The organism is Thermosynechococcus sp. TG215 (assembly GCF_031583455.1).
Lineage (GTDB): Bacteria > Cyanobacteriota > Cyanobacteriia > Thermosynechococcales > Thermosynechococcaceae > Thermosynechococcus.
In genome coordinates this window covers 1,792,242-1,806,714 of the sequence record NZ_CP134178.1, presented here as the reverse complement: position 1 = coordinate 1,806,714, position 14,473 = coordinate 1,792,242, and the positions used below count along the sequence as shown (strand labels likewise).

Here is a 14,473-nt window from a genome sequence, read left to right as displayed (position 1 = left end):
AACTTTAAGCTCCGCAAGATTCAGTTACGCTAGGGTACCACCAAGACCGGACAGGGCGCCAAATTAATCACGCGGTTGCTGACACTTTCTTGAAACCCCTCTGGGGTCAGACCCGTTCCCCGGCAACCCATAATAATCAAACTGGCATTGATCTCATCGGCCACATCACAGATCACAAAGGCAGGTTTGCCGCGCCGCAGCAGTGTTTCCGCCACAATCGCGTGTTGGGCAAAGGCTTCCTTCACTCGATTCAAAAATTCCGCGATCGCCGCCTCTAGCTCCGCATCGGGTTCTGGGGTTTCCTCCACCGAGAGCAGAAACAACTGACTCTGAAACAGTTTCACCATCTCAACCACAGTGGGCATGGCTTCTTGGGTATCACGGCTACGGTCAATGGGAAAAAGAATGGTTTTGAACATAGAGTTCACCTCATTGGAGTCAAGTGGAAGGGCACGCCCTTGGGTAGAATGAGGGTCAGGTGAGGGTTCTGTAACGGGTCACTCCATCGCTGGCTGGGATTGTTATGCCCCTAGTACCATCATCCATGTTTTAACGCATTTAGGAGGCTCTAGCGTGTCTAAAAAATCCGTGGCACAGTTATCGGCTGCCGACTTAGAAGGAAAGCGTGTCCTCGTGCGGGTGGATTTTAACGTTCCTGTCGATGAGAATGGTGTCATCACCGATGATACCCGCATCCGCGCCGCACTGCCGACGATTCAAGACCTGATCAGCAAAGGTGCCAAGGTGATTCTTGTCAGCCACTTTGGCCGTCCCAAGGGTGTGGATGATAAACTGCGCCTCACTCCTGTGGCTCAGCGGCTCTCGGAACTGCTCCACAAACCCGTGGCCAAGCTCGATGACTGCATTGGTGATGCCGTGGTGGCCCATACCCAAGCAATGGCCAATGGGGATGTCTGTCTCCTCGAGAATGTGCGCTTCCATCCGGGGGAAGAAAAAAATGATCCTGAATTTGCCAAGCAACTAGCGGCCTGTGCAGAAGTCTATGTCAATGATGCTTTTGGCACTGCGCACCGCGCCCATGCCTCAACTGCTGGGGTGACGCAATACCTCAGTCCCTGTGTGGCGGGCTTTTTGATTGAGAAAGAACTGGAATATCTCCAAAACGCCATTGAGCATCCCCGCCGTCCCTTGGCTGCGATTGTGGGGGGATCTAAGGTCTCTTCTAAGATTGGTGTGATTGAAGCCCTTTTAGAAAAAGTGGATAAACTGCTGATTGGCGGTGGCATGATCTTCACCTTCTACAAAGCACGGGGTCTCAATGTGGGCAAATCCTTGGTGGAAGAAGACAAGTTGGAGCTAGCCAAACACCTCGCAGCCAAAGCCCAAGAAAAAGGGGTGGAGTTGCTCTTGCCCACAGATGTCGTGGTGGCGGATAACTTTGCCGCCGATGCCAATAGTCAAGTGGTCAGTATCGAAGCGATTCCCGATGGCTGGATGGGTCTGGATATTGGGCCTGCTTCGGTCAAACTCTTCCAAGAGGCGCTCAAGGATTGCAAAACAGTGATCTGGAATGGCCCAATGGGGGTGTTTGAGTTTGATCAATTTGCCAAGGGCACGGAGGCGATCGCCCGCTGTTTGGCTGACCTCACCAGTGAGGGCGTCTCGACGATTATTGGTGGTGGCGATTCTGTGGCAGCGGTTGAAAAAGTGGGCGTTGCCGATCGCATGAGTCACATCTCCACGGGCGGGGGGGCGAGCCTTGAACTCCTCGAAGGCAAAGAACTTCCTGGTATTGCCGCCTTGGATGATGCCTAGGGGATAGATCATCGCCAATACGCTGTGATCAAATCCTCCGAATCCAAGCATTAAATTCATGAAATTTGTGAATGCCCCATCGTCTCAGCCATGGGGCTTTTTTGTTCTCTGGGGCGATATTCAGACCTTGGGACACCGTGATTTGTTAATTTTTCTAACAACTGTCACTGCCCCAAACTATCCCTGCAAAGAGGATGGAATAGACTAAAAGACTGATGAATCAAGGGTTTGAGAAATTTCTAATGGATAAAAGTGGCTGAAAACCACATATCTTAAAGGTTTCAGGGTTCCAGTTGGGGTCTGGCTATTCTAGAATGAGGCTTGAAAGCAAGCAGAGGCAAGGGTTTCGTGCCTTTCACCCATTTGTTCCTCAATTAACAACCTTTAATGTTTCTGTGGAGTTATCCCCATGAATAAAGCTGAACTCGTGGATGCTGTGTTTAGTCGTGCCCATAGCACCAACAACGTCACCAAAAAGCAAGTTGAGGCGATTATCTCAGCCACCGTCGAGGAAATCATGGAGGCCGTGGCCAAGGGAGAAAAAGTGACACTAGTGGGCTTTGGTGCCTTTGAACCGCGGGAGCGCAAGGCCCGTGAGGGACGCAACCCGAAAACGAAAGAAAAAATGCAAATCCCAGCAACTACCGTTCCCGCCTTTTCAGCAGGGAAACTCTTCAAAGAAAAAGTTGCACCGCCTGCAGCTCCCGAACCGGCGGCCAAGGGCAAGAAAAAATAGTCTGAATGCCCCCCCGCCACGGTGGCAATTTAGCTTGGGCGGCAGCGATCGCTGGCTGTGCTCCCGATGAGATTTTGGATTTTTCGGCCAGTCTCAACCCTTGGGGGCCCCCTGATTCAGTGATTGCCGCCCTACAGACTGCTTTGCCCACGATTCGCGACTATCCCGATCCCGATTGCCGTCCCTTAGTGGATGCTATTGCCACCCTGCATCAACTACCGAGGGATTATTTTTTGGTGGGCAACGGCGCGGCGGAGTTATTGACTTGGGTAGGTCGCGAGTGTGGCGATCGCCAGCAGATTTATCTTATTACTCCTGCCTTTGCTGACTACCGGCGGGCACTGGCGTCTTTTGCTTGCCCCATTGTGCCGATTCCCCTAGCCCGGGTGCAAAGCGACTTTGGGGCGATCGCGCCCTCCCTAACCCCTGAAGATGCCATCCTCATTAACAATCCCCATAACCCCAGTGGACAGCTCTGGTCTCGCAATCAGCTCCAGCCGTTGCTAGAGACGGGTGCCTTAGTGGTCGTGGATGAGGCCTTTATGGACTTTTTGCCGCCGGCGGCTAGTGAATCCCTAGTGGGGGTTGTGCCTCAGTACTCGAACTTGATTGTTCTGCGATCGCTAACGAAGTTCTATAGTCTGGCGGGTCTGCGTTTAGGGTATGGTGTGTCCTCTCCAGAACGTTGGCAACGCTGGCGATCGTGGCGCGATCCTTGGAGTGTGAATAGTCTAGCAATCATTGCCGGTGTCACAGCTTTGGGCGATCGCCCCTTTCAGGAACAGACGTGGGCATGGTTACCGCCAGCGCGTCATGCCTTTGCGGCGGCCTTAAATACTATGCCCGAACTGAAGGTGGTGACCGAGAGTAAGGCAAACTTTCTACTCATCAAAGCAACGGACGCCATTTTGCCCCTGCAAACCTACCTCCTCCAGCAGCATCGCATTTTGATTCGTGATTGTTGCAGCTTTCCCGAATTGGGCGCTTCCTACTTCCGAGTGGCGGTGCGCCGTGACAGCGAAAATCAGCGGCTCCTCGAGGGGTTGCGGGCTTATTACCAACGCCAGTAGGAATTGCATCCCCCAAAGCCAAGGTGGTATAGTAGCGGTACTTAAGGGGGCGTGGCGGAATGGTAGACGCTGCGGACTTAAGAAATTGAGCCTTAGTAGAGAAATCTATTAAGTGAATGCTCTCAAATTCAGGGAAACCTACGTTTGTCCATAGGGCAAATAGGGCAATCCTGAGCCAAGCCGTTTCTCAAACCCAGACTGGAAACGGAAGGTGCAGAGACTCGACGGGAGCTACCCTACCGTAGATCCTCTACGCGGGTAAAGGGAGAGTCCAATCCTCAACACCCAAGGGGTGGTCGCGAAAGCGGCAGGAGGATGAAAATCCGTTGACCTTAAACAAGTCGTGAGGGTTCAAGTCCCTCCGCCCCCACCAAACCACTTCAGGGTCATCATTCCCAAGGGTTGACCCACTTTTTAAGGCGCGATGAAAACAGAGTACCAGCAACGACAGCAGCAGTTTTTAGAGAAATTGGGCACGGGTGTCGCTGTTTTCTGTAGTGCCCCGCGCGCCATCATGCACAATGATGTGGACTACAACTTTCGCCAAGAAAGTAACTTTTATTACCTCACGGGCTTTAATGAGCCAGAGGCCGTTGCTGTTTTTGCGCCAAACCACAGTGAGCATCGCTATGTTCTCTTTGTGCAGCCCAAGGATCTCAGCCAAGAGATCTGGACAGGGGCACGCCTTGGGGTAGAAGCAGCCAAGGAGCAATTAGGTGCCGATGCCGTATATCCCATTAGTGAGCTAGAGCAGCACCTCCCTCGCTATTTGGAGACGGGGGATCCGCTGTATTACCACTTTGGTCACAATGAGCGCTTTAATCAAGTGATTCTCAAGCACTATCAGCGCCTCTTGGCGACACTACCAAAACGGGGCACAGGCCCACGGGCGATCGCCGATCCCAGTATTCTCTTGGCACCGATGCGGCAAATTAAATCAGCAGCAGAATTGGCCTTGATGCGCCAAGCGATCGCCATCACTGTCGAAGCCCATCAGCGTGCCCGCGAAGTGGCTGCCCCCGGACGCTGGGAATATGAAATTCAGGCAGAGATAGAGCATCTCTTTCGCCTACGGGGGGGCGATGGCCCGGCCTATCCCTCGATTGTTGCCTCGGGGTCGAATGCCTGTGTGCTTCACTACACTGAGAACCAACGGCAAATGGCAGCAGGAGACTTACTTTTAATTGATGCTGGCTGTGCCTATCGCTACTACAACGCTGATATTACCCGCACCTTTCCTGTGAGTGGCCAGTTCAGCGGCGAGCAACAGGCGATCTATGATATTGTCCTCGCTGCCCAAAAAGCCGCCATTGAGCAGGTGCAACCGGGGAATACCTACAACCAAATCCACGATGCGGCGGTGCGGGTGATCGTTGAGGGTCTAGTAGAGCTTGGCCTGCTGCGGGGAGCGATTGACGATCTGATCAACGAAGGCAAAGAGAACAATACCCAGAAATATCGCACCTTCTTTATGCATGGCACCGGTCACTGGCTGGGTCTCGATGTCCATGATGTCGGTCTTTACAAGCACAACAAAGAAACATGGGTCACGCTGCAACCGGGTCAAGTGCTGACAGTGGAGCCGGGAATCTATATTCACCCCGAAGCAACTCCTGCTGAGGGTCAGCCCGAGATTAGCGATCGCTGGCGCGGCATTGGTGTGCGCATCGAAGACGATGTCTTGGTCACCACCGAGGGGCACGAAGTACTGACAGCAGCTGTGCCGAAATAATAGAAAGCAGGAAGTCCTCCTCATTGAGTCCTTTACAGCAAGTCCCCGTGGAAAAAACTGTCAAATCCAAACGCCGCGTTCCTGACCATGGTGAAGTCTCACCCCCCAGCACATCGTGCAGGCCATGCTAGATTTAGTCCAGCCAGAAACCGAACGCATTAACTCGCGTTTCTTGGAACCCACCTGCGGTACTGGCAACTTCTTGGTAGAAATCCTCGCGCGGAAGCCCGTTATGCCAAGGTTCAACTTGAATATGAGCGCTACACGGTGCTGGCAGTGGCATCAATTTATGGTATCGACATCGTAGAGGACAATACCGAGAAGTATCGCAAAAGGCACTCATCGTGTAATGAAGAGAAACGGCACACCTTCCCCAGTCGTCAAGCGAAGCAGAAAAAGGATAATAGCATTTGGTTGGTATGGTGGAAAATATTCACACCTTGATTGGCTTTTGCCTCTATTGCCCTCTTGCCACCATTACTGTGAGCCATTTGGGGGCTCGGCTGCTGTTTTATTGAACCGAGAACCTTCAGCTGTAGAAACATACAATGACGTTGATGGTGAGGTTGCAAATTTCTTCCGCGTCTTACGAGATGAGTCAGAGCGTTTGATAAGAGCAATTGGTCTCACCCCTTTTTCACGTGAAGAATTTTCAATCGCCTGTGAAATAGACCCATCTTTAGATCCTGTTGAACGTGCAAGAAGGTTTTATGTACGCGCCCGTCAAGTGCGAACTGGTCTAGCTCAATCTGCAACACTGGGACGCTGGGCAAATTGCAAAAACACGAGTAGAGCAGGTATGTCAGGAGCTGTGTCTCGCTGGCTTGGTGCAATTGAAGACTTACCAGATATAGCCCTGCATTTGTTGCGTGTTCAAATAGAAAATAGACCCGCTATTGAAGTCATACGTTTGTACGACTCACCAGATACGCTTTTTTACTGTGATCCACCTTATGTCCATGACACGCGGGGCGATAGTAACGCTTACGCTTATGAAATGAGCAACAAAGAACATCGTGAGCTGGCGTCCGTGCTGAATTCAGTTCAAGGTCTTGTTGCCATTTCAGGTTACGATTGCGATTTAATGGACGAGTTGTATCCTTCTCCGAATTGGTACAAAAATATCGCCCCGAGCAAAACAATACATTCGACCAAAGATGAGCGAACTGAGATTCTGTGGACAAATTATGCCCCCAAAGCGATCAATCAAAAGACATTATTTTAGGAAAAAACAATGAGTACACCTGATAAGGCTCTTACAAACATCCTAAAACGTGCTTCTAAAGATATAAACAATTCAGCTATTTCAGACCATGATATTCGTTCACGGGTTGAGTATGTGTGCCGACAGATTAGTAATCGGGCGTGCACAAGACTTCTTATGGCTTGCCTGTTAGCCAAAATAGACCGACCAGATGTTGATCCCCGAAAGCCATACTAGGTTTTTTGCACCAATTTTTGCATTTTTTCCACAGGTCACGAGCCAAGTTTTTGGACGCGTATCAAAAGCTAGTATTGAATGAACCCGATAGCGCAGTGAGTCAGCCTCTCAAAGAAGCTTTCTTAGCATTAAGGCAAGCTGCGGAAGCAGATAGAGAATAACACCTTAAGATCGGGTTGAAAAAGAAAAAAGATTTCGAATTATTGGTCAATCTGGGCGTGTTCAATAGTGCCTCGATGAATGATACCGTCTATAACAAACGCGTAGCGGTGAGAAATTGCCAAGGGGCGATCGCTCCCCTGAAGTTTCACATTCATCCATGCAGTCCAACACTTTAGCCAACAATTTTTATTAAAACTTTATTTATTAAAATTTTACATTTTTAGATTGTTGCTCAATTTTGACTGTGGTAGATTTATGCCAATGCCATCCCTTAAGTTGACAACTATTTTTTAAGCCTATGGCCACAGCGTCAGTGTCTACACCCGATTGGCTGCTCAACCTCATGCTCCTTGCCATCGAAGAGGGGCGGCAGTGGGGATACCAATTTCTCCATGATCCTCGCTGGGGGGGCGATCGCGATCGCATGGCCAACCATGCAATTTATGAAGCCACCCTCTGGTCAGTGGGTTCTGGAGTCGCCACTGGCGTCATGGGCTGGGCTGGCGTGCCCCTCGATATTGCCTACTTTTACCATGCCCAAATCAAGCTGGCAGCGGCGCTGTTCACCATCTATGGCCTAGATTCTGAAAACGAAAATGTGCTGATGATGCTGATTCCCACTGCCTTGGGGGTTACTGCCGCTGAACTTGCAAACCACTTCGGTACCCAATTTTGTCGGCAAATCTTCAAGACCTTTGGCCGGCGGGCGGCGCAAAAAAATTTATCCCAAGTGCTGATGGCGGTCTTCAGGCAGCTTCCGCGTCCCCTTTTGCAGCAGATTTTTGGCAAGGTCTCGAGTAAAAGTCTCACCCTACCTGCGCGAGCCGTTCCCCTTGTGAGTGGCGTGATTGGTGGGGCTACAAATGCCGTCATGATGAACATTTGCGGTCATGGGGTGTGTACGGTGATCAAAACGTTTCGATCGCCTAGTTATTCGATCGCCTAGTTAGGTGTCTTCGACAGGCTCAGACTCGAGGACGGTTTTCAGTGTTGCGGCTAGGGGAATGGCCAGCAAAATTCCCAAGAAACCCGCCACCCGTCCGCCAATGAGTAGCGCAATAAACTGCCAGAGGGGATTCAGACCCATCAAGTCCCCCAGTAACTTCGGGGTAAGCACGTTATCCTTAATTTGTTGCAAGACCACAGCAATCACGAAAATATTCAAAGCCAGCCACGCATCCTGAAAAAGGATAAGCAGTGTTACTAAACCAATGCCCAAGGTCGCCCCCACCACAGGGATGAGCTGGGCAATACCAATGATCAGGGCAAAGAGAAAGCCAAAATTGACCTTGAAGGCGATCATAAAGGGAATCAGGGCAAGAAACATAAACAGCCCCAAAAAAAGCTGTGCCGAGAAAAAACTGCGAATATTCAGCCGCAGCGAGTAATCCACCATCTGCCGCCAAGGCTTGGGTACCAGTTTCATGAGTCCGCGCCAAATCTCACTGCCATAAAAGAGCATATACACCGTTAGGATCAGCACGAGGAGCACATCAACAAATTTAGTTAGGGTTGTAATCGCCACACCCGGTAACATGGCGGCAATCCCTTTGAGCTGGATCGTCAGCTCTTCCATCAAGTCATTCACCCCCACAGGGAACTGGTAGCGGCGCAGCACTTGATCTAGATGGCGCAAATTTTGATTGCCCGTATCCGCCAACTCTGGCAGTTGATTTAGGAGTTCTTCCGCCTGTTGAATAGCAAGGGGGAGCAGCAACAGCATCAAGACACTGACCACCAAAAGGGTAATCAGTAACACCAAGGCGATCGCATTCCGCCGCCGCAAACCACGAGCACAGAGGCGAATCACCACTTGATTGAGCAAAAAAGCCAAAATGGCGGCAATGACAAGGAGATTAATCGGATATTCAAAATAGAGGTAAACTTGCTCCGCCACCCAGAGATTGAGGACAATCAGAGGTCCCGCTATTAAATAGGCAAGATACCGTTGCCAACTCTGCGGCGGGCCAGACCATCTCATGGGACTCTAGGTTGAATGACTCCTAGGCAGGCGAGTGCGTAACCAATTGCCCAGCACCAGCAAGCCCACGATCGCCAGTGTGCCCCAACCCAAGGGACTTGGATACCAATAGGCTGCCTCTAGGTGATTCAGATAACCGGGCATCAATGTCCAAGTCAGGCGATCGCCCCCCCGCTGAACATGAGGATTGACCACGGTATCAGCAGTAGTGGCTGGACGCTCAATCGGGCGCGCCCCCCAAGGGGTTTCTAGGGCAAGTTGAAACTTCAGGAGCGACTGCGGTGCCACAAGAACAGCTTGATCACGGGACTCAATACCCAAGGGGCGCAGATCAATGTCATAGCGAAAGCGCTCCCGCACAAAGAGCAACCAGTTCTGGTCAAAAATATCCGCCTCAGCAGTGACTTGGGGAAGATAGGGCACACCACCAATGCGGTTGAGGATAGTGGCCAATTGCTGGCTGGTGTCAAAGGGAATCGTCACCTGAAGATGCGTTTTATCCCGTTCCTTGATCGTTCCCCCCAAGCGGCGCGCCTGCTGAATCACCTGTTCGGTAAAAGGGAGATCGGGTTGGGGCAGCGTCAGCGTGTAGGTGAGGTTCCCCCCAGTTTGTCCCTGATGCTGGATGACCATATCTGCTTGGACGCATCCACTCAAACAGACCACAAGGGGTATCAAGAGCCAAAGTATCCAGCGCTGCATTCCGCCTCTATTCCTTTCCTTGGTTTTGCTGTGCAAGATTATCCTATCTTGGGATGCTGCCAAGGCACAAAAAAACACCCCGAACAGCTCAGGGTGTCGCCATGACTTGTCTAGGCTAATCTAGGCTATTTGTTGGGTTGAGGTGTCAACCGCAGATAGGGCTTAACAGCATTGAAGCCCTTGGGAAACTTCTGCTTCGCCTCTTCATCGCTGAGGGAAGGCACAATCACGCACTCTTGACCCTCTTGCCAGTTGACGGGGGTGGCCACACTGTAGTTGTCCGTCAGTTGCAGCGAATCAATCACCCGCAGAATCTCAGCAAAGTTACGCCCCGTGCTGGCGGGATAGGTCAAGGTCAAGCGCAGGCGTTTTTGGGGGTCAATGATAAAGACTGTGCGCACCGTCAGGTTGTTGAGGGAGTTGGGGTGGATCATGTCGTAGAGGTTGGAGACTTTTTTATCTTCATCTGCCAAAATCGGGTAATCCACCTTGACGTTGTTGACTTCTTCAATGTCTTTGATCCAGCCGAGGTGGGACTCCACACTATCCACACTCAAGGCCAAGGTTTTGACATTGCGCTTCTCAAATTCTGAGCGTAACCGCGCCACTTCGCCCAGTTCTGTCGTACAAACGGGGGTGTAATCCGCTGGGTGGGAAAACAATACAACCCAGCTATCCCCTGCCCACTCATAGAAGTTGATTTCCCCCATAGAAGAGGCTTGGGTAAAGTTGGGTACGACATCCCCAAGTTTTAGGCTCATAGATGGTGGCTCCTAGGCTAACGATGTATCTTTAGCTACGGATTCTATCTTGCCACAAACTCTCGTTTATCGGTCGGAATATAGAGGAAAATATACAAACCGATAGAATTGGATAGGATTTAGGGTTGAGAATTTTCAATCGTCGTTGCTTTTAGGGTCTGGACATACTGCTGCACCTTGAGGTCAATGCCTGTAATATCGGTGCCCACGACCACTGCCCAAGCCCCCAAAGTCAAAGCTTTTACAGCCATTGTGGGACTGGCAATCCCCCCTTCACAGAGAATAGGCACGTTGAGGTGCTCAACCAGCTGACTCAGGAGCGCCCAACTGGGGGGTGGGGTATGCGCCGTGGTTTCGGTGTAACCCAAGAGGGTCGTGCCCACCCAATCAGCACCGGCAGCAATCGCCGCTTCAGCACTTGCAAGGGAGTCAATGTCGGCCATGACGGGCTTGCCCAGTTCATCGTGAATTCGCTGAATCAAGTCCTGTAGGGGTTCAGGGCGCGATCGCGCTGTGGCATCGAGGGCAATCACATCAGCACCTGCTGTCGCAACGGCCACCGCATCGGCAAAGCGAGGCGTAATATACACAGGGTACTCGGGCAAAACTTGCTTCCAGAGACCAATAATGGGCACCTTTACTGCTTGGCGCACTGCCTGAATATGGGCCGGGGTATTGATGCGCACGGCCACTGCGCCCCGCAAAACCGCTGCCCCTGCCATAGCGGCAATGATTTCTGGCGCCGCCAAAGGGGAATCTGCCGGGGCTTGACAGGAGACAATCAGACCGCCGCGAATTTGCGTTGCTAGGTTCATGGCGTTTCGAGGTGTAATTTCTGACGGGCGATCGCCCCCAGTTCCAAGGACAGACCACTCACTTTTTCTAGGAGGTACAGACAATGCTCTGGCCGCAGGAACGTGCCATCATTGCGACAGACTCCCGTGTAGATGAGGCTGACGGCAGGCCAGTGGTCTTGGTGCTCCTTGAGGCGGATCTGCAGCAGGCGATCGCGCAAATTCACCACTTGGGTTTTCCCTGACTTGGTGGTTAGCTCATAGAGAATTTCAGGGGTGGCTCGCAAATCCTCTAACCACTGTTGCCAAGTGTCCCGCTCCACAGGTTCAGGGGTACGGATGAGCAGTTCATAAGTAGCTGCCCGCAGGGCTTGACTTGCTGCCGGTTCACTTAAGGGCACCACTGCACAGGTGTAAAGGGGCACCTCCGCCGGCAGTTGTTGCCGCAATTGCTCCAGCACCGTTGACGGCTCCACCTCGCGATAAAATTCCAGATCAACAATTTCGCCATAACTGGTCACCCCAAGGGGCAAGGCGCTGGCGGTGGAGATGCGGGGTGAAGGATGAAATCCCCCCGTAAAGGCAATGGGTAGATGGGCACGGCGTACTGCTCGCTCAAAGAGGCGCAGTAGATCTAAATGGCTGAGAAGCGTCATTTCCCCAGTTTTCCCAAAGGTGAGGCGCAGACGTTGCACCCGTTCTTGGGGGGCTTGGGGTTGACCTTGAATAGGCGGAATCGGGGGGGGCGGCACGACCACGTTATGGCCAAAGTCAATGCCACAGACGCCACAATGGGAGCAGCCCTCAAAGGAACAATCGGGAACGACCACCGCTTCTAGGGCACGCTGCAAGTCTTCCTTCAGCCATGTTTTACTAATGCCCGTATCAATGTGATCCCAAGGCAGGGGCGCATCAAGGTTGTGGCTGCCACCACTAAAGACATTCCACTCACCCGCTTCCAGTTGACGGTATTTCCAGTCCAGACCCGCTTCTTGAATGGCTTGCGTCCAAGCGGCATAGGCGCGATCGAGGCTTTCCCACCAAGAATCTTCCCGTGCCCCCAATTCCCACGCGCGGCGGATCACTGGCCCCAGTTGGCGATCGCCCCGACCGACAAAGTCTTCCATTGCTGAGATGCGCACATCGGTAAAGTTGGCCTTTAGCCCCTTGATCGTGCGGAATTCCGCCTTCAGTAGCTCCTGTTTGCGTAGAAACTCACTGGTGGAGACGGCGTGCCACTGAAAGGGTGTATGGGGCTTGGGGGTAAAGTTAGAGATGGTCAGGTTAAAGCTCAGGGGCTTGCGTCCTTTGATCCAGCATTCTCGCTTCAGCCAGCGGATCGTTTCAGCAATGCCCAACACATCAGCATCAGTTTCCCCCGGCAGGCCAATCATAAAGTAGAGCTTGACCTTATCCCAGCCCTGTTCGTAGGCAGTTTTGACCCCCCGCAGCAATTCCGCATTGGTCAGCCCCTTGTTGATAATGTCCCGTAGCCGCTGCGTTCCCGCTTCCGGCGCAAAGGTCAGTCCCCCTTGGCGCGTGCCACCGACAATGTGGGCAATGTTTTCATCAAAGCGATCCACCCGCTGGCTGGGGAGTGAGAGGGAGATGTTCTCGTTTTGCAGGCGATTTTTAATTTCCACACCCACGGCGGGCAGAGCTAGATAGTCGGAGCAACTCAACGACAGTAGCGAAAACTCGTTGTAGCCCGTGGCGCGCATCCCCGTTTCAATGGCGGCAATCACCTCATCGGGGGCAACATCGCGGGCAGGGCGGGTGAGCATCCCCGGTTGACAAAAGCGACAGCCGCGCGTACAGCCCCGGCGAATTTCCACTGTCAAGCGATCGTGAACGGTTTCTACATAGGGCACCAAGCCAATGGCATAGTGGGGCATCGGGGTAGCTACTCGCCGCAAAATGCGCTCGGGCACATCGGGACGATTGGGTTTGACGGCGCCATCCCCTTGGCGATCGTAAAATTGCGGCACATAGACCCCCGGCACCTGTGCCAAATCCAATAGCAAGTCCTGCCGACTCAAGCCGGCTCGTTTGCCTTCTGCCACCACGAGGCCAATTTCGGGCAAGAGTTCTTCGCCATCCCCAAGGGCAAAAAAGTCAAAGAAGTCAGCGTAGGGTTCAGGGTTTGATGTCGCTGTCTGTCCACCGGCAAAGATAAGGGGAATCTCTTCTAGGGGTGCCTGTTGGCGTTCTCGCCAAGTCAGGGGTAGGCCGGCCAAGTCGAGCATTTCCAGAATGTTCGTGGCACCCAACTCATAACTGAGGCTAAAGCCAATGAGGTCAAACTCCCGCAGGGCGCGGCGCGATTCCACAGCAAAAAGGGGAGTTTGGGTCACTCGCAATTTGGCGGCTAAGTCCGCTGCGGGTAAGTAGGCGCGATCGCACAGTTGATCGGGGACGGCATTGAGAATGTTGTAGAGAATAATGTGTCCTAAGTTCGAGGCGCCCACCTCATAGATTTCCGGATAGCTGAGCACCCAGCGCACCGTTGCGGCCTGCCACGGCTTATGAACTGCCCCTCGCTCATTGCCCAAATAGCGAGCAGGTTTGAGAATCTCTGGGGTGAGCAACTCAGTAATCGGAACAGCCATGACTCATGAACCCAATTGCAAACATCTAGGGCAGTAAAAAACGGGATTCCCCAGTGGGCAGCGGGCGGGGGGATTCGGGGGGCGCCAAAAGTCCAGCACTGCCGGGTTGGGGAACAGGGGGCAGAACGGTGGGGGGTCTCCATGTCGGTTCTGGCAGTGTTGTTTGGGGTTGGGGACGCTGGGGTGTAGTCGTGGGTAACCCCGCTTGCTGGGCGTAGAAGGTGGCCAGTGTGCTCACCAAGGCATCCCGTTGTTGGCGATTGAGTTGGCGAATGGCAGCCATATCCCCTTCCATGGGGTTGACTGTCAGGTAAGAACGTCCCGGATAGGTTTCTCTGCGCAGGAAGTCATTCAGCCCCAAATAGTCAGCAAGGGAAATTTTCCAGTCAAAACGGTAGAGGGGCGATCGCCCTTTGACAGTGGTGTGATAGACAATGAATCGCTCAAGGAGGGTACTTTCTGGTGCCGGCTGACGGTTGTCTTGACGGATATAGTGGTTTTCCTTCGGCAAACCGGGCAACTTCGGATAGAGGGTTTCTGCCACCAGCCGCGGGTTAATGAGAATTTGGGCAGGGGCATCGGGTAGGTTGGGGTCAGGTTGCGATCGCCCCACACTCCAAGTACTGCTCAGGGGCAGCCACAGAAGTGCCAGCAAGCACCCCCACGTCACCCAGCCCAAAAACGTCCAGCCCCGTCGTCTTCCCATGGC

The 14,473-nt window shown here is 52.6% G+C and carries 13 protein-coding genes and 2 pseudogenes; 8 read left to right on the top strand and 7 right to left on the bottom strand.

The features are described from left to right. Positions 1–29: 29 nt before the first annotated feature. Positions 30–419, bottom strand: coding sequence for a universal stress protein (locus tag RHJ02_RS08800; protein WP_206199852.1), 390 nt, complete (start codon positions 417–419; stop codon positions 30–32). Positions 420–573: 154 nt separating this feature from the next. Between RHJ02_RS08800 and RHJ02_RS08795 the strand changes: the two genes are divergently transcribed. The 8 genes and pseudogenes from RHJ02_RS08795 to RHJ02_RS08770 all read left to right on the top strand — a co-directional run bounded on the left by RHJ02_RS08795 (position 574) and on the right by RHJ02_RS08770 (position 7,863). After that, positions 574–1,776, top strand: coding sequence for a phosphoglycerate kinase (locus tag RHJ02_RS08795; RefSeq protein ID WP_302678089.1), 1,203 nt, complete (start codon positions 574–576; stop codon positions 1,774–1,776). A 409-nt stretch (positions 1,777–2,185) separates the two neighbouring features. Beyond that, positions 2,186–2,512 carry an HU family DNA-binding protein gene (locus RHJ02_RS08790; RefSeq protein ID WP_190278230.1) on the top strand — a complete coding sequence of 109 codons (327 nt, stop codon included), beginning with the start codon at positions 2,186–2,188 and terminating at the stop codon, positions 2,510–2,512. Positions 2,513–2,517: 5 nt separating this feature from the next. Continuing rightward, a complete protein-coding gene (cobD, locus tag RHJ02_RS08785) occupies positions 2,518–3,582 on the top strand; it encodes a threonine-phosphate decarboxylase CobD (RefSeq protein ID WP_310744465.1) in 1,065 nt (354 codons plus the stop codon). 424 nt (positions 3,583–4,006) lie between these two features. After that, on the top strand, positions 4,007–5,314 hold the full coding sequence (locus RHJ02_RS08780; RefSeq protein WP_310744464.1) for an aminopeptidase P N-terminal domain-containing protein: 1,308 nt from the start codon (positions 4,007–4,009) through the stop codon (positions 5,312–5,314). Between the two features lie 47 nt (positions 5,315–5,361). After that, a pseudogene (locus RHJ02_RS13080) lies at positions 5,362–5,650 on the top strand (N-6 DNA methylase); the annotation flags it as partial. Positions 5,651–5,663: 13 nt separating this feature from the next. Then, positions 5,664–6,539 carry a DNA adenine methylase gene (locus RHJ02_RS08775; RefSeq protein ID WP_206199847.1) on the top strand — a complete coding sequence of 292 codons (876 nt, stop codon included), beginning with the start codon at positions 5,664–5,666 and terminating at the stop codon, positions 6,537–6,539. Positions 6,540–6,763: 224 nt separating this feature from the next. Further along, positions 6,764–6,916 (top strand): annotated as a pseudogene (locus RHJ02_RS13155) (DNA methyltransferase); the annotation flags it as partial. 314 nt (positions 6,917–7,230) lie between these two features. Then, the gene (locus tag RHJ02_RS08770) at positions 7,231–7,863 is read left to right on the top strand and encodes a hypothetical protein (RefSeq protein WP_310822103.1); all 633 of its coding nucleotides are present in this window, start codon (positions 7,231–7,233) and stop codon (positions 7,861–7,863) included. Here the strand turns inward: RHJ02_RS08770 and RHJ02_RS08765 are convergent, their stop codons facing one another. The 6 genes from RHJ02_RS08765 to RHJ02_RS08740 all read right to left on the bottom strand — a co-directional run bounded on the left by RHJ02_RS08765 (position 7,864) and on the right by RHJ02_RS08740 (position 14,470). Further along, entirely contained in the window at positions 7,864–8,898 is a 1,035-nt protein-coding gene (locus RHJ02_RS08765; protein WP_206199845.1) for an AI-2E family transporter, read from the bottom strand. It abuts the gene before it with no gap. 6 nt (positions 8,899–8,904) lie between these two features. Next, entirely contained in the window at positions 8,905–9,531 is a 627-nt protein-coding gene (locus RHJ02_RS08760) for a DUF3153 domain-containing protein (protein WP_206199844.1), read from the bottom strand. Positions 9,532–9,725: 194 nt separating this feature from the next. Then, positions 9,726–10,361, bottom strand: coding sequence for a peroxiredoxin (locus RHJ02_RS08755; protein WP_149818527.1), 636 nt, complete (start codon positions 10,359–10,361; stop codon positions 9,726–9,728). 119 nt (positions 10,362–10,480) lie between these two features. Continuing rightward, positions 10,481–11,176 carry an N-acetylmannosamine-6-phosphate 2-epimerase gene (locus RHJ02_RS08750; RefSeq protein WP_206199843.1) on the bottom strand — a complete coding sequence of 232 codons (696 nt, stop codon included), beginning with the start codon at positions 11,174–11,176 and terminating at the stop codon, positions 10,481–10,483. Continuing rightward, positions 11,173–13,764 carry a TIGR03960 family B12-binding radical SAM protein gene (locus RHJ02_RS08745; RefSeq protein WP_302678083.1) on the bottom strand — a complete coding sequence of 864 codons (2,592 nt, stop codon included), beginning with the start codon at positions 13,762–13,764 and terminating at the stop codon, positions 11,173–11,175. The genes RHJ02_RS08750 and RHJ02_RS08745 overlap by 4 nt, the downstream gene beginning before the upstream one ends. Before the next feature lie 25 nt (positions 13,765–13,789). Further along, positions 13,790–14,470, bottom strand: coding sequence for a hypothetical protein (locus tag RHJ02_RS08740; RefSeq protein ID WP_206199841.1), 681 nt, complete (start codon positions 14,468–14,470; stop codon positions 13,790–13,792). Positions 14,471–14,473 lie beyond the last annotated feature (3 nt).

Excerpts from the sequence above, each read along its gene's own strand:
- RHJ02_RS08800 (WP_206199852.1), bottom strand. The coding sequence starts at position 419 with ATGTTCAAAACCATTCTTTTTCCCATTGACCGTAGCCGTGATACCCAA.
- RHJ02_RS08790 (WP_190278230.1), top strand. The coding sequence starts at position 2,186 with ATGAATAAAGCTGAACTCGTGGATGCTGTGTTTAGTCGTGCCCATAGC.
- cobD (WP_310744465.1), top strand. The coding sequence starts at position 2,518 with ATGCCCCCCCGCCACGGTGGCAATTTAGCTTGGGCGGCAGCGATCGCT.
- RHJ02_RS08780 (WP_310744464.1), top strand. The coding sequence starts at position 4,007 with ATGAAAACAGAGTACCAGCAACGACAGCAGCAGTTTTTAGAGAAATTG.
- RHJ02_RS08775 (WP_206199847.1), top strand. The coding sequence starts at position 5,664 with ATGAAGAGAAACGGCACACCTTCCCCAGTCGTCAAGCGAAGCAGAAAA.
- RHJ02_RS08765 (WP_206199845.1), bottom strand. The coding sequence starts at position 8,898 with ATGAGATGGTCTGGCCCGCCGCAGAGTTGGCAACGGTATCTTGCCTAT.
- RHJ02_RS08760 (WP_206199844.1), bottom strand. The coding sequence starts at position 9,531 with ATGGTCATCCAGCATCAGGGACAAACTGGGGGGAACCTCACCTACACG.
- RHJ02_RS08755 (WP_149818527.1), bottom strand. The coding sequence starts at position 10,361 with ATGAGCCTAAAACTTGGGGATGTCGTACCCAACTTTACCCAAGCCTCT.
- RHJ02_RS08750 (WP_206199843.1), bottom strand. The coding sequence starts at position 11,176 with ATGAACCTAGCAACGCAAATTCGCGGCGGTCTGATTGTCTCCTGTCAA.
- RHJ02_RS08745 (WP_302678083.1), bottom strand. The coding sequence starts at position 13,764 with ATGGCTGTTCCGATTACTGAGTTGCTCACCCCAGAGATTCTCAAACCT.
- RHJ02_RS08740 (WP_206199841.1), bottom strand. The coding sequence starts at position 14,470 with ATGGGAAGACGACGGGGCTGGACGTTTTTGGGCTGGGTGACGTGGGGG.